This window comes from Pseudomonas sp. PS02290 (assembly GCF_029960075.1).
Classification (GTDB): domain Bacteria; phylum Pseudomonadota; class Gammaproteobacteria; order Pseudomonadales; family Pseudomonadaceae; genus Aquipseudomonas.
This window is the reverse complement of record NZ_JASCOY010000018.1, coordinates 51,446-65,634: the sequence shown is the minus strand read 5'-3', so window position 1 is coordinate 65,634 and position 14,189 is coordinate 51,446. Positions and strand designations below refer to the sequence as shown.

Sequence of the window (14,189 nt, the reverse complement as noted above, 5' to 3'; positions counted from 1 at the left end):
GTCATTTCCCAGTCACCGCAACCGACAACGGCCGACCATGCGTACCAGTCAATATTTGCTCGCCACACAGAAAGAAACGCCATCCGATGCGGTCGTGATCAGCCATCAGCTGATGCTTCGTGCCGGCATGATCCGCAAACTTGCCTCCGGTCTCTATACCTGGCTCCCCATGGGCCTGCGGGTACTGCGCAAGGTCGAAGCGGTGGTTCGCGAAGAGATGAACGCAGCGGGCGCGCTGGAAGTGTTGATGCCGGGCATTCAGCCGGCAGAGCTGTGGCAGGAATCGGGCCGCTGGGAACAGTACGGCCCTGAGCTGTTGCGCCTGAAAGACCGTCACGATCGTGATTTCTGCGCGGGCCCGACCCACGAAGAGGTCATCACCGATCTGGCCCGCAACGAACTCAACAGCTATAAACAGCTGCCCATCAACATGTATCAGATCCAGACCAAATTCCGTGACGAAATCCGCCCGCGCTTCGGTTTGATGCGCGGCCGCGAGTTCATCATGAAGGACGCCTATTCCTTCCATGCGACCCAGGATTCCCTTCAGGAAACCTACGACCGCATGCATCAGGCGTACTGCAACGTGTTCACTCGTCTGGGCCTGAACTTCCGCCCGGTCGTGGCCGACAACGGCTCTATTGGCGGCGCGGGCTCCCATGAGTTTCACGTGCTGGCCGAGTCCGGCGAAGACGACATCGTGTTCAGCGACACCTCCGACTACGCCGCGAACATCGAAAAGGCTGAAGCCATTCCGCGCGAGGCCAGCCGCCCTGCCCCGACTGAAGAGCTGCGCCTTGTCGACACCCCTGACGCCAAGACCATTGCGGCCCTGGTCGAGCAGTTCAATCTGCCAATCGAAAAGACCGTCAAGACGCTGGTTGTGCATGCCGCTGAAGAAGGCAAGCTGATTGCGCTGATTATCCGTGGCGATCACGAGCTCAACGAAATCAAGGCGTCCAATCTGGAGCAAGTCGCCAGCCCTCTGGTCATGGCCTCCGAAGCCGAACTGCGCGATGCCATTGGCGCCGGTGCGGGTTCGCTCGGCCCGCTGAATCTGCCGCTGCCCTGCATCATCGACCGCTCGGTTGAGCTGATGAGCGACTTCGGTATTGGCGCGAACATCGATGACAAGCACTACTTCGGCGTCAACTGGGAGCGGGACCTGCCGGTTCCGACTGTCGCTGACCTGCGTAACGTTGTCGCCGGCGACCCGAGCCCGGATGGTCAGGGCAACGTGATCATCAAGCGCGGCATCGAAGTCGGTCACATCTTCCAGCTGGGCACCAAGTACAGCGACGCGATGAAGTGCCAGGTGCTGGGCGAGAACGGCAAGCCGGTCACACTGACCATGGGCTGCTACGGGATTGGTGTGTCGCGCGTTGTGGCTGCCGCGATCGAGCAGAACAACGACGCAAACGGCATCATCTGGAGCGACGCGCTCGCGCCTTTCCAGATCGCCCTCGTGCCGCTGCGCTACGAAACCGATGCGGTCAAAGAGGCAACCGACACGCTGTACGCCGAACTGACGGCTGCCGGCTTCGAAGTGTTGCTGGATGACCGCGACAAGAAGACCAGCCCGGGGATCAAGTTCGCTGACATGGAACTGATCGGCATTCCGCATCGCATCGTGGTCAGTGACCGTGGTCTTGCCGAGGGTAACCTCGAATACAAGAGCCGCACCGAAGCCGAAGCGCAGGCCCTGCCTGTCGCCGATGTGTTGTCTTTCATCAAGGACCGGATCAAGCGCTGACCGGATTGCGCGCCTGCGATTGTGCAGGCGCGCTTTCATCCGCCACGCCTCTGCTATGCGCCTTACCTGCACCTAGAGATCTCATGTTCAAGCGAAATCCCTCACGTCTCGCAGGCGCTGTGTTGTGCACCAGCCTGTTTCTCGGCGGCTGTGCCAATCATCTGTCTCAACGCAGCGAGCATGAAGAACGTGTCGAGCGCAAATTGCTCGACCACAGTTTTCAGGTCGACCTTGGCGAACCCAAGACGCTGGAATTGCCCCAGCGCCGGATACGCATCCACGAGCTGAAAACCTTCGACATCACCGAATTCGAAGTCACCCGGCACTACGACCGGTACACGCCATATCAGCCGTGGCGGGAAGTCTATGAAATCCCGCTGGGCGCGGTGGCCATCGTCGCAGGCATCGGCGCCAATGTGGTCAACGTACTGACGTTTGGCAGTCTGCCCGACAGTGTCACCAAGGACTGGCTCACTTACGGCGTCGCGGGGGTCAACCCGTTCATGAACGCACCCTCCCATGGTCGCGCTCAACAGAACCTGGCCGGTATCGACGAAGTACAGCGCGATCACCGCGTCGAGCATTCGAGTCTGCCGTGGAGTGAAGCGCCGGTTGAAGTCACCGCGGGCAAAGAGACCCACGAGTTGAATACGGACCGTAACGGCGTGCTGCGCGTGAATCTGCTGGACAGCCCGTTCGCCGAGCAGAACCTCAGCTATGTCACGCAACTGAACATCAAAGTGCAGGATGAGCAAAGCAACGTTCAGGCTACTGCGACGTTGCCACTGAGCAAATCACTGCGCGGCAAGCTGATTGAAGCCCACGACCTGATCTACGACGATCTGGAAGATGACGAAGTCAGCCAGTGGGTGCATCGCGTCAAGCGCCTGTCCGAGCTGGGACTGGAAGAGGAAGCCAGTGAGCTGGAACAGTCATTGATCGAACTGACCCGCAACGATCCGCAGTTGCAGCACGAATTCCTTCGGGCACTGGCAAAAGATGCTGGTCGCCTGGTCGCGGTACCGCCGGGCAGCGAATAGCCTGGCCTGAACCAGCCTCAGCTGAACAACTCGAGCTGCTCATGGGCAGCCCGAAGGTCATGCAGACGTACACCAATCCCAAGCAATCGCACCGGCTTGCCGCCGCGTGCGAACGCCTGGGTCAACAGTTGCTCATAACTGCTCAAGTCCCGCCCTGCCCCCGCCTGCTCCAGCGTTGTCTGGGTGAAGTCATGAAACTTGACCTTTACGAACGGTTTGCCAGGGCGGTAAAGGGTGTCGATCCGCGCGATGCGGTCGTTCAACGTTTCCAGCAATGCCGGCAGCATCAGCAGGCAACTGGCGAGGTCCGGCAGATCAGTGTCATAGGTATTTTCGACACTGACCGACTGGCGGCGATTGTCGTTCTGCACGGGACGCTCATCCACACCATGGGCCAGGTTCCACAGCCGCTCGCCGAATGAGCCGAATTCCCGCACCAGCGAAAGCTTGCTCCAGCCGCGCAAATCGGCGCAGGTGATGATGCCGAGGCGGCCCAGCTTGTCGGCCGTTACTTTGCCAACGCCGTGTAACTTGGACACCGGCAATTCGGAGACAAAGTCTTCCACCTGATCCGGGGTAATGACAAACAACCCGTTGGGCTTTTTCCAGTCGCTGGCGATCTTGGCCAGAAACTTGTTCGGAGCGACGCCGGCGGAAACGGTGATGTGCAACTGATTGGAAACGCGCCGCCGAATGTCCTGGGCGATCCGCGTCGCACTGCCGGAAAAGTGCTCGCATTCCGTGACATCCAGATAAGCCTCATCCAGCGACAGCGGCTCGATCAGATCGGTGTAGTCACGGAAGATCGTCTGGATCTCTTTCGATGCTTCTTTATAGGCATCCATTCTCGGTTTGACTATGGTGAGGTCCGGGCAAAGCGTCAGCGCATGCCGGGATGACATCGCGGAGCGGATGCCGTAGGCCCGAGCTTCGTAGTTGCAGGTGGCGATCACACCCCGCCTTTCTGCCGACCCGCCAACTGCCAACGGCTTGCCGGCCAGGCGCGGGTCGTCGCGCATCTCAATCGCGGCGTAGAAGCAATCACAGTCGATATGGATGATTTTGCGCTGCGGCATCACATGGAGTCGTAGGAAAACGGTCGTGCAGTATCTCATTCACGCGACTTTCTGACACTGAATAAGCCTCGTCCCCTACGGCCATGCCACTCCACGAAACCGCCCCTGAAAGTCCCGAAAGCGAGACGCGCCATGGCTCTCCGCGACACGTTCACGCTAACCGATTGAAGAAAAAGCCTTTTTTTCTGCCGATTGCTTGACAGCCCGGCGATCCTCTGTAGAATGCCGCCACACAGACGCGGGATGGAGCAGTCTGGTAGCTCGTCGGGCTCATAACCCGAAGGTCGTCGGTTCAAATCCGGCTCCCGCAACCAAACATCAAAAAAGGCTACTCGAAAGAGTGGCCTTTTTTGTGGCTGTCATTTGGGGAAGCGCGATCCCGCCACCCTCTCCTCCCAGCGCTTCATATAAATGAAACAAGGCCTGGGGATGATGGCGGCCTGCTGTCAGGCGCGGATTGCGATAAAAGCCTTGTCCAACCGCCACTTAGGCGCCCCAACGCTCCCGATGCGGTTATTTTGTCGATCCCTGGCATTAAAGGTTGACACTTCGTCGTTCGACTGTAGAATGCCGCCACACAGACGCGGGATGGAGCAGTCTGGTAGCTCGTCGGGCTCATAACCCGAAGGTCGTCGGTTCAAATCCGGCTCCCGCAACCAACATCTAAAAAGGCTACTCGAAAGAGTGGCCTTTTTTTTGCCTCGCTGAAAGCGCTCGAACAGCGGGCCGGAATCCTTGTCACATCCCATTACCGGGGTGCGTTCATCCGAGAGGTCTTGTTACTGTATGTTGCCGGGAGCGATAGTTTTGATCTCCCCTGCCGATACGCTGGCCAGCGACTGAACCTAGACTGAACGGTCACCGATACGTATCCGTGGTATTCGCCCGTTAGACGTTCAAGCGCTAACATCCTGAATTATTTTTTGCGTAGGGATTGGTAACTTGGCTGTATACCTCCATCCTGTCGCGCACGATCCAAGGAGTGATTGATGCGCGCCAACCCGTCCGACACAAACGAAGCAGTGACGGAGCATCCTCCGGCTCCCCCGAAACGACTGCGTCTACGCGAACTGGTGAGCAAGTACCGTCAACCCATTGGGTTAGGCGTCACCATCCTGCTGTTCGCCATCGCCCTGATCGCCTGTCGGCACATGCTGACCGAGCTGGACATCTACGCTCTGCAGGATTCGCTGCTCAGTGTGCCGCTGCCTTCTCTGGCCGGCGCAGTGCTGGCGACTGCCATCGGGTTCGTGATTCTGCTGGGCTACGAGTGGTCCGCCAGTCGCTACGCCAATGTCGATCTGCCGCCGAAGTCGCTGATCATGGGCGGGTTTTGCGCGTTCGCCATCGGCAACGCCGTAGGCCTGTCGATGTTGTCCGGCGGCTCGGTTCGTTACCGCCTTTACTCGCGCTTGGGACTGGGTGCGGGCGAAGTTGCCCACATGACCCTGTTTGCCAGCCTGTCCTTGGGTTGCGCACTTCCCCCGCTGGCTGCCCTCGCGACCTTGAGCGACCTGCCCGCCGCTTCGCTGGCGCTGCATGTATCAGTGCCCGTACTGGCAACCGTTGCAGTCGCCGTGCTCGCGTTCAGTCTGATTCTGGGTTATGCCATCTATCGCCGACGCCTGCCGGAACAGACGATCCCGCATAACCTGCTGGTCCGCGCCGGACGCCGCACCCTGCGTCTGCCTGGCGTACGCCTGACCCTGATGCAGTTGGTGATCACTGCGCTGGACGTCGCCGCCGCTGCTGCCGTCCTCTATCTGTTGCTGCCCTCCGCCCCGCCCTTCGGCGCATTTCTGCTGGTTTACCTGCTGGCCCTGGCCGCAGGTGTCCTCAGCCACGTGCCCGGTGGGGTCGGCGTCTTTGAAGCCATTCTGCTCGCCGCCTTTGCCGACGAGCTGGGCGCCGCACCGTTGGCCGCCGCGCTGCTGCTGTACCGCCTGATCTACGTGGTGATGCCGCTGCTGATCGCTTGTCTGGTACTGCTGTACAGCGAGGCCAAGCGACTGTTGTTTGCGCAACAAGCCATGCGCGTTGCGTCCGGCCTTGGCGCTCCGATTCTGGCGTTGCTGGTATTTCTCTCCGGCGTGGTGCTGCTGTTTTCCGGCTCGACGCCCGAGATCGACACCCGCCTGGAGAGCCTCGGCTTCCTCATTCCCCATCGACTGATCGACGCCTCTCACTTCGGCGCCAGCCTGATCGGCGTGCTCTGCCTGTTGCTCGCGCAGGGCCTGCGTCGTCGCCTGTCCGCGGCGTGGATGCTGACCACGATTCTGCTGTTTGTGGGCTCCATTCTGTCGATCCTCAAGGGTTTCGACTGGGAAGAAGCGAGTCTGCTGCTGCTGACCGCGTGCCTGCTGACCATCTTCCGGCGCTCGTTCTACCGTCCGAGTCGCTTGCTGGAACTGCCGTTTTCACCGCTGTATCTGGTCGCCAGTGTCTGCGTGCTGGGTGCTTCGGTCTGGCTGCTGCTGTTCGCCTATCAAGACGTGCCCTACAGCCACCAGCTGTGGTGGCAGTTCACACTGGACGCCGATGCCCCACGGGGTCTGCGTTCGGCGCTCGGAAGCGCGGTGCTGCTGCTGATCGTCTCGCTGACCTGGCTGCTGCGTACCGCGCGCCCTGTGATCAACCTGCCCGACGAGGCACAGCTGGCCAAAGCCGCGGAAATCATCAAAGCATCCAGCCAGCCCGATGGCGGTTTGGTGCTGACCGGCGACAAGGCCGTGCTGATGCACCCGGACGGCAATGCGTTCCTGATGTACGCCCATCGCGGCCGAAGCCTGGTTGCGCTGTACGATCCGATCGGCCCGACCCAGCAGCGGGCCGAGCTGATCTGGCAGTTCCGCGATCTGTGTGACGTTCACCATGCCCGCCCGGTGTTCTATCAGGTGCGTGCGGAGAACCTGCCGTTCTACATGGACATCGGCCTGACTGCGATCAAGCTGGGCGAAGAGGCCCGAGTCGATCTGCACAAGTTCGACATCGAAGCCAAGGGCAAGGAAATGAAGGACCTGCGCTACACCTGGAATCGGGGTGGGCGCGACGGTCTGTCGCTGGAAATCTACGAAGTGGGTCAAGCGCCCATGGACGAGCTCAAGGTGATTTCCGATGCGTGGCTGATGGGCAAGAACGTGCGCGAGAAAGGCTTCTCCCTTGGGCGCTTCAGTCTGGATTACCTCAAGCATTTCCGCATCGCCATCGTGCACTTCCAGGGCAAGCCGGTCGCGTTCTCCAATTTGCTGGAGACCTCGCGCAATGATCTGGCGAGCCTCGACCTCATGCGCTCGCACCCGGAAGCGCCAAAGCTGACCATGGAATTCATGATGGTCGGGCTGATCCTGCATTACAAAAAAGAAGGTTACGCCCGCTTCAGCCTCGGCATGGTGCCGCTGTCCGGGCTGCAACCGCGGCGTGGCGCGCCCTTGACCCAGCGTCTGGGTTCGATGGTGTTCAGCCGTGGCGAGCAGCTCTACAACTTCCAGGGGCTGCGCCGTTTCAAAGACAAATTCCAGCCTGACTGGGAACCTCGTTATATGGCCGTGCCCGCAGGACTTGATCCGCTCGTGGCACTGGCAGATACCGCCGCCCTGATCGCAGGCGGCCTGACTGGATTGGTGAAACGCTGATGATTCAACGCTACTGGCGCTTTTTGCTCGCAGCCCTGGTAATTCTGGTGGTGGCATTGGGTTTCTGGCTGTGGAACCGCCCCGCCGCGCAACCGACGCTTGAACACATCACCCTGGATGACGGCTCTGCGCTGATCCGTGTGGTGCCTTCGACCAAGGTGAAAACCCAGGTCGCGCTCGCCGTTACCACTGAAGAATCATTGACCGAGAAACAACTGCTCGCCCTGAGCTACGACGCTTCGGCCCGGGTCGTACAAGTGACGCTGCCGAAGGACGATTGCCAGCTTCAGGCGAAGACCTTCAATGCCGCGCTGCAAAAGCTCGACGGCGCGCCTGATCTGGTCGCCGGTGTCGGTGCGGGTGCTTCCCTGGCGTGGCGCTGGCTGGCCGGTCAGGACAACGACAATGCCCGGGCCATCTCGGTTGGCTTCGTCCGCGATCAGCCGGGTTGCACTGACCCTGTGCCGAAGGCCGCCGCCCACGGCAAGTGGACGGTCGCCTGGAACGACGGCCCCGACGACGAAAGCGCCACACTGGTCCGTGACGCACCCAATACCGAAACCAGCATCAGCGACTACGACATCAAGTACCCGCAGGTGCTGAACAACGAAGTGCGCCGTCGCCTGATTGGGGGTGACGACAACGGTGGTCTGAACATTCCAGTGGTTGAGGTGCCGTCTTCCCAGCCCTCTGACACGGTCACGCTGTTCCTGTCCGGCGACGGCGGCTGGCGCGACCTGGACAAGGACGTGGCGGGCGACATGGCGAAAATGGGTGGCTACCCGGTCGTCGGCATCGACACCCTTCGTTACTACTGGGAGCACAAATCGCCAGAGCAGACCGCCGCTGATCTGAGCGAGCTGATGGCCCATTACCGTCAGAAATGGGGCGCCAAGCATTTCGTGCTGGCGGGCTATTCCTTCGGTGCCGACGTGTTGCCAGCGATCTACAACCGCTTGCCGGAAGAAGACAAGGCGCGGGTCGACGGCATCATCCTGCTGGCCTTCGCACGCACCGGCAGCTTCGAGATTGCCGTCGAAGGCTGGTTGGGCGCAGCCGGGAAGGAAGCGGCGACAGGCCCTGAAATGGCCAAGCTGCCCGGCGACAAGGTGTTGTGTGTCTATGGCATTGAAGAGAAGGATGAAAGCGGCTGTACGGAAACCACAGCACCTGGCGAGAAGATGCAACTGCCAGGCGGCCATCACTTCGACGAAGACTACCCGGCGCTGGCCAAACGCCTGAGTGCGGTGATCGACAAGTGGAAGGGCAAAGAGCCCGCCGCGGAGTAATCACCCGGCCATAAAAAATCCCCGCTCTCTTGCGATTGCGGGGATTTTTTTGTTTCAGCTACTCGCTGACGTGAGGCCGACCTCTTTAGGACCGGCTTCAGCCGGGAAGAGGCCAGTGCATACGCCATCAATCTTACGGCGTGACACCCGGCACACTCCCGGTTAAACCCCGCCGAAACGGAGCTGCTTACATCTCCACCTGCGTGCCCAACTCGATCACTCGGTTGAACGGCAGTTTGAAGAAACGCAAATTGCCGTTGGCGTTCTTCAACATGAACGAGAACAGGCCCTCGCGCCAGCGGGCCATGCCCACCAGTTTCGACGAGACCACGGTTTCGCGGCTGAGGAAATAGGTCGTGCGCATCGGGCTGAAGTCCAGCTCCTTCAGGTGACACAGGCTTAGCGCTGCCGGCACGTCCGGCTCGTCAATGAAGCCAAAATGCAGAATCACGCGATAGAAGCCCTCGCCAAACGCCTCGACCTCGAAGCGCTGGGCCGTCGGCACGCGCGGGGTGTCTTCGTACACGACGGTCAGCAGCACCACTTGCTCATGGAGCACCTGGTTGTGCAGCAGGTTATGCAACAGCGCATGGGGAACGGCGTCCGCACGGGCCGTGAGAAACACGGCCGTGCCCTGAACGCGATGGGGCGGCTGCACGCGAATACTGCTGATGAAGATCGGCAGCGGCAGACCGCCCTCGTCGATGCGATCTACCAACAGCTGCTTGCCGCGCTTCCAGGTGGTCATCAGGATAAACAGCGCGATACCCGCCAGGAACGGGAACGCCCCGCCCTGAATGACTTTTGGCACGTTGGCCGCGAAGAACATACCGTCCACGAACAGGCATCCGACCAAAATCGGCACCGCGATCAGCGGCGGCCATTTCCAGGCCAGCAGCATGACCGACGCCACCAGAATCGTTGTGCAGAGCATCGTGCCGGTCACCGCCACGCCGTAGGCCGAGGCCAGCGCGCCGGAGGATTCGAATCCCAGCACCAGCAGGATGACCCCGACCATCAGCGCCCAGTTCACCGCACCGATGTAGATCTGCCCTTGGGCGTCGCTCGAGGTGTGCTGGATGTACATGCGCGGGATGTAGCCGAGCTGAATCGCCTGCAGCGTCATCGAGAACGCCCCGGAAATCACCGCCTGCGAAGCAATGATGGTCGCCAGCGTCGACAGGGCAATCAAAGGCAACAGGGCCCAACTCGGCGCCAGCAGGTAGAACGGGTTGCGTACCGCTTCAGGGTCTTGAATCACCAGGGCGCCCTGACCGAAGTAGTTCAGCACCAGTGCCGGCAGGACCAGCGCGAACCACGCACGGGAGATCGGCTTGCGACCGAAGTGACCCATGTCCGCATACAGCGCCTCGGCACCGGTCAGTGCGAGCACCACAGCGCCCAACACCGAAACGCCAATGCCGGGATGATCAATAAAGAAGCGAACCGCCCACACCGGGTTGACGGCATGCAGCACTTCCGGCTGTTGCAGGATGCCGTGAACGCCAAGCACGCCGAGGGTCACGAACCACAGCACCATGATCGGGCCGAACATCACGCCAATGCGCGCAGTGCCGTGACGCTGAATCAGAAACAGCGCCACCAGCACGACCAATGCAATCGGCACCACCCAGTGCTCCAGTCCGTCAAAGGCCAGCTCCATGCCTTCGACCGCGGACAGCACCGAGATCGCCGGGGTGATCATGCTGTCGCCGTAAAACAGCGCCGCGCCGAACAGGCCGAAGACGATCATGCTCGCCTGCAGCTTCGGGTATTTGGCTGAAGCCCTTCGCGCCAGCGCCGTTAGCGCCATGATGCCGCCTTCGCCTTCGTTGTCGGCGCGCAGCACCAGGGCCATGTACTTGAAGGAGACCACCCAGATCAGTGACCAGAAGATCAGCGACAGAATGCCCAGCACGGCATCGTGGCCGGCCTGCACGCCATAGCCGCCGACGAAGACCTCTTTAATGGTGTAAAGCGGGCTGGTACCGATGTCGCCATAGGCTACACCCACCGCGCCCACCAGCAGACTCAACGGTTTCGCCGAAGAATGCCCGACCTCTGCCTGACTCGTTGCGTGACCCATTTACCACTCCTGAAACCATGACTCGAGCGCCGCGATCCGGCGTTGTCGGATTGACCCACGCCGCACCGGTAAATTCCGATGCGCCCGGCCCACTTGGGGTACCGGGCGTAACGCCGCGAAGCATAGCGCAGCACTCGTCGTAATTCTCTGTATAACACTGGTCAATCGTTCGACGCGCCGCTAGAATTGCGCACTTTTTGATCAGAGGCGCCCCAAGCGCCCAGTCGATGCTTCGGCCAAACGCCGGGCATCCTACGCCGAGGTTAGTCAATGTCCACCGTCACCACGTCTGCCGCCCCCAAGGTCGGCTTTGTCAGCCTCGGTTGCCCGAAGGCTCTGGTCGATTCCGAGCGCATCCTGACCCAGCTGCGCATGGAAGGCTATCAGGTCGTGCCGACCTACCAAGACGCTGACGTGGTCGTGGTCAACACCTGCGGTTTCATCGACAGCGCCAAGGCAGAGTCCCTCGAGACCATTGGCGAGGCGCTGGCCGAAAACGGCAAAGTGATCGTCACCGGTTGCATGGGCGTGGATGAAAGCGTGATTCGCAGCGTGCACCCGAGCGTGCTGGCCGTCACCGGTCCGCAGCAGTACGAGCAAGTGGTCAATGCCGTCCACGACGCCGCCCCGCCGAAGCTCGATCACAACCCGCTGATCGATCTGGTGCCGCCGCAAGGGGTCAAACTGACCCCGCGTCATTATGCCTACCTGAAGATTTCCGAAGGCTGCAACCACAGCTGCAGCTTCTGCATCATTCCTTCCATGCGCGGCAAGCTGGTCAGTCGCCCGATCGGCGATGTGCTCGACGAAGCCCAGCGTCTGGTCAAAGCCGGCGTGAAAGAACTGCTGGTGATTTCCCAGGACACCAGCGCCTACGGCGTCGACATCAAGTACCGCACCGGTTTCTGGAACGGCCAGCCGGTCCGCACGCGCATGACCGAGCTGTGCCAGGCCCTGAGTTCGCTGGGTGTGTGGGTACGCCTGCACTACGTTTACCCGTATCCGCACGTCGACGAGATCATTCCGTTGATGGCGGCGGGCAAGATCCTGCCGTACCTGGACATCCCGTTCCAGCACGCCAGCCCGAAGATCCTCAAGCTGATGAAACGCCCGGCCTTCGAAGACAAGACCCTGGCGCGCATCAAGAACTGGCGCGAACAGTGCCCGGACCTGATCATCCGCTCGACATTCATCGTCGGCTTCCCGGGCGAGACCGAAGAAGACTTCCAGTACCTGCTGGACTGGCTGACTGAAGCCCAGCTGGATCGCGTCGGCTGCTTCCAGTACTCCCCTGTCGAGGGCGCGCCGGCGAACCTGTCGGATGCACCGATCGTTCCGGACGACATCAAGCAGGATCGCTGGGATCGCTTCATGGCGCACCAGCAAGCCATCAGCGCCGCACGCCTGCAGATGAAAATCGGCAAGGAAATCGAAGTGCTGATCGACGAAGTGGACGAGCAGGGTTTCGTCGGTCGTTCCTTCTTCGACGCGCCGGAAATCGACGGCAACGTCTTCGTGGAAAGCGACCGTGACTTCAAGCCGGGCGACAAGGTCATGTGCCGCGTAGTGGATGCCGATGAGTACGACCTGTGGGCTGAGCCGATCTAACGCTCAATCCCTGGCTCGCACGCCGCTTCGCCTCCACCAGCCCCGCCCGTAAAACGGCGGGGTTTGTTTTTTCTGGCTATCGTCCCCACATCAGGATCACTACCCAGGGAGCAGCGGGAACATGCCCCACGACTCCGTCATTTATCTGCCCAGGCAGCACGATTTCGCCGAACTCACCCGGGTCTGGGAAGCCTCCGTGCGCGCGACCCATGACTTTCTGCCCGAGAACTACATCACGCTGCTCCGGCATCTGCTGGAAACCCAGTACCTGGGCGCCGTGAACCTGTTCTGCACCCGCGACTCACACCTGCGCATCACCGGTTTCGCCGGCACCACCCCGGGCAAACTCGAAATGCTGTTCATTGCCCCCGACCACCGTGGCACGGGCCTGGGCCAGCAATTGCTGGACTACGCGATAGAGCACTTCCACATCACCGAGCTGGACGTGAACGAACAAAATGCTCAGGCGCGGGGGTTTTACGAACGGCAGGGGTTTGAAGTGGTGGGCCGGACCGAGCTGGACGGGCTCGGCCGACCGCATCCGATATTGCGGATGCGGCTCAAGGTCATGTGAAGCAACCCTGCATCAGCGCTTCAGACTTTCCAGCAGCACCTTGTTGAACTGCTGAGGGTCCTGAATCTGCGGCGCATGGCCCAACCCAGCGAACTCCACCAGTGTCGCCTGGGGAATGCGCTTGGCCGCGGCCTTGCCCAGCTCCGGGTAATTGCCCAGCGTCTTGCGCAACGCCTCGGGCGCCGCGTCCTTGGCAATGGCGGTGTTGTCCTTCTGCCCGATGAGCAACACGGTGGGCATCTTTAGTTTTTCGAAGTCGTAGAACACCGGCTGATTGAAGATCATCCCGTAGGTCCGCGCAGACGCCCGGGCGACCTCCTCCTTGCCGTTGCCGTTGAACATCCCGGCCTGCATGTCGACCCAATGATCGAACTCGGGCCGCCATTCATTGGCGTAGTAGGTCGACTGCTGATACTTGCGAATGCTGTCGGCACTGGTCTTCAGCTCACGGGCGTACCAGTCATCGAAGCTGCGATCCGGGACACCTTTGGCTTTCCAGTCTTCCAGACCGATAGGGTTGACCACCAGCAGCTGATCCACTTGGTCGGGGTACATCAGCGCAAACCGGGTCGCCAGCATGCCGCCCATTGAATGCCCGACCACGGTGACGTGGTCGATACCCAGTTGGGTCAGCAGCGCTTTGGTGTTCTGCGCCAGTTGCTCAAACGAGTACTTATAATCCGCCGGTTTGCTGGAGCGGCAGAAACCGATCTGATCCGGCGCGACCACACGATAGCCCGCGCCCGTCAGCGCCTTGATGGTCCCTTCCCACGTGGCGCCGCAAAAATTCTTGCCGTGCAGCAGCACCACGCTGCGACCATTGGCAGTGCCGGTTGGCTTGATGTCCATGTAACCCATCTGCACGGGCGCACCCTGGGATTCAAAGCTGAAGTTCTGCGCCGGGAACGGATACTGAAATCCTTCCAGCTGTGGGCCGTAAGACGGTGGTTGCGCAGCGAGCAGCGGCAGACTGACAGTCATCAGCAGGGCGGGTAGCCATTTGGTCATGAATTCGCTCCAGACAATGTAGGAATAGAGAGCAGACCTGCGTGGCTCCCGGAAAAATCCATCGAGTGGAGGCTTATTCGCCAGGCAATTTCAATGTGGCCGCGATTAACGGTGCCTGCGCGG

At 60.8% G+C, this 14,189-nt stretch carries 9 protein-coding genes and 2 tRNA genes; 8 read left to right on the top strand and 3 right to left on the bottom strand.

What is annotated here, in order from left to right:
* Window positions 1-37: 37 nt before the first annotated feature.
* Both QMX88_RS11280 and QMX88_RS11275 read left to right on the top strand, forming a co-directional pair.
* A complete protein-coding gene (locus QMX88_RS11280) occupies window positions 38-1,753 on the top strand; it encodes a proline--tRNA ligase (RefSeq protein WP_282369184.1) in 1,716 nt (571 codons plus the stop codon).
* Window positions 1,754-1,836: 83 nt separating this feature from the next.
* Window positions 1,837-2,793 carry a hypothetical protein gene (locus QMX88_RS11275; RefSeq protein ID WP_282369182.1) on the top strand — a complete coding sequence of 319 codons (957 nt, stop codon included), beginning with the start codon at window positions 1,837-1,839 and terminating at the stop codon, window positions 2,791-2,793.
* A 17-nt stretch (window positions 2,794-2,810) separates the two neighbouring features.
* Here QMX88_RS11275 and dinB read toward each other — a convergent pair whose 3' ends face one another.
* Window positions 2,811-3,869: a DNA polymerase IV gene (gene dinB / locus QMX88_RS11270; protein WP_192170852.1), complete on the bottom strand. Its 1,059-nt coding sequence runs from the start codon at window positions 3,867-3,869 to the stop codon at window positions 2,811-2,813.
* A gap of 237 nt (window positions 3,870-4,106) precedes the next feature.
* Between dinB and QMX88_RS11265 the strand changes: the two genes are divergently transcribed.
* From QMX88_RS11265 to QMX88_RS11250, 4 genes are all read left to right on the top strand, one after another.
* A tRNA-Met gene (locus QMX88_RS11265) sits at window positions 4,107-4,183 on the top strand.
* 268 nt (window positions 4,184-4,451) lie between these two features.
* Window positions 4,452-4,528, top strand: a tRNA-Met gene (locus tag QMX88_RS11260).
* A 330-nt stretch (window positions 4,529-4,858) separates the two neighbouring features.
* Window positions 4,859-7,501: a bifunctional lysylphosphatidylglycerol flippase/synthetase MprF gene (mprF, locus tag QMX88_RS11255; RefSeq protein ID WP_192170851.1), complete on the top strand. Its 2,643-nt coding sequence runs from the start codon at window positions 4,859-4,861 to the stop codon at window positions 7,499-7,501.
* A complete protein-coding gene (locus QMX88_RS11250; protein ID WP_192170850.1) occupies window positions 7,501-8,790 on the top strand; it encodes a virulence factor family protein in 1,290 nt (429 codons plus the stop codon). Before mprF ends, QMX88_RS11250 begins: the two co-directional genes overlap by 1 nt.
* A 187-nt stretch (window positions 8,791-8,977) precedes the next feature.
* On the opposite strand, the gene QMX88_RS11245 is transcribed toward QMX88_RS11250, so the two are convergent.
* Window positions 8,978-10,876 carry a potassium transporter Kup gene (locus QMX88_RS11245; RefSeq protein ID WP_192170849.1) on the bottom strand — a complete coding sequence of 633 codons (1,899 nt, stop codon included), beginning with the start codon at window positions 10,874-10,876 and terminating at the stop codon, window positions 8,978-8,980.
* A 270-nt stretch (window positions 10,877-11,146) separates the two neighbouring features.
* Here QMX88_RS11245 and rimO point away from each other — a divergent pair, with 270 nt between their 5' ends.
* Window positions 11,147-12,484: a 30S ribosomal protein S12 methylthiotransferase RimO gene (gene rimO, locus QMX88_RS11240; protein WP_282369178.1), complete on the top strand. Its 1,338-nt coding sequence runs from the start codon at window positions 11,147-11,149 to the stop codon at window positions 12,482-12,484.
* A gap of 121 nt (window positions 12,485-12,605) precedes the next feature.
* Window positions 12,606-13,058: a GNAT family N-acetyltransferase gene (locus QMX88_RS11235; RefSeq protein WP_282369176.1), complete on the top strand. Its 453-nt coding sequence runs from the start codon at window positions 12,606-12,608 to the stop codon at window positions 13,056-13,058.
* Between the two features lie 12 nt (window positions 13,059-13,070).
* Here the strand turns inward: QMX88_RS11235 and QMX88_RS11230 are convergent, their stop codons facing one another.
* Window positions 13,071-14,066 carry an alpha/beta fold hydrolase gene (locus QMX88_RS11230; protein WP_282369174.1) on the bottom strand — a complete coding sequence of 332 codons (996 nt, stop codon included), beginning with the start codon at window positions 14,064-14,066 and terminating at the stop codon, window positions 13,071-13,073.
* Window positions 14,067-14,189 lie beyond the last annotated feature (123 nt).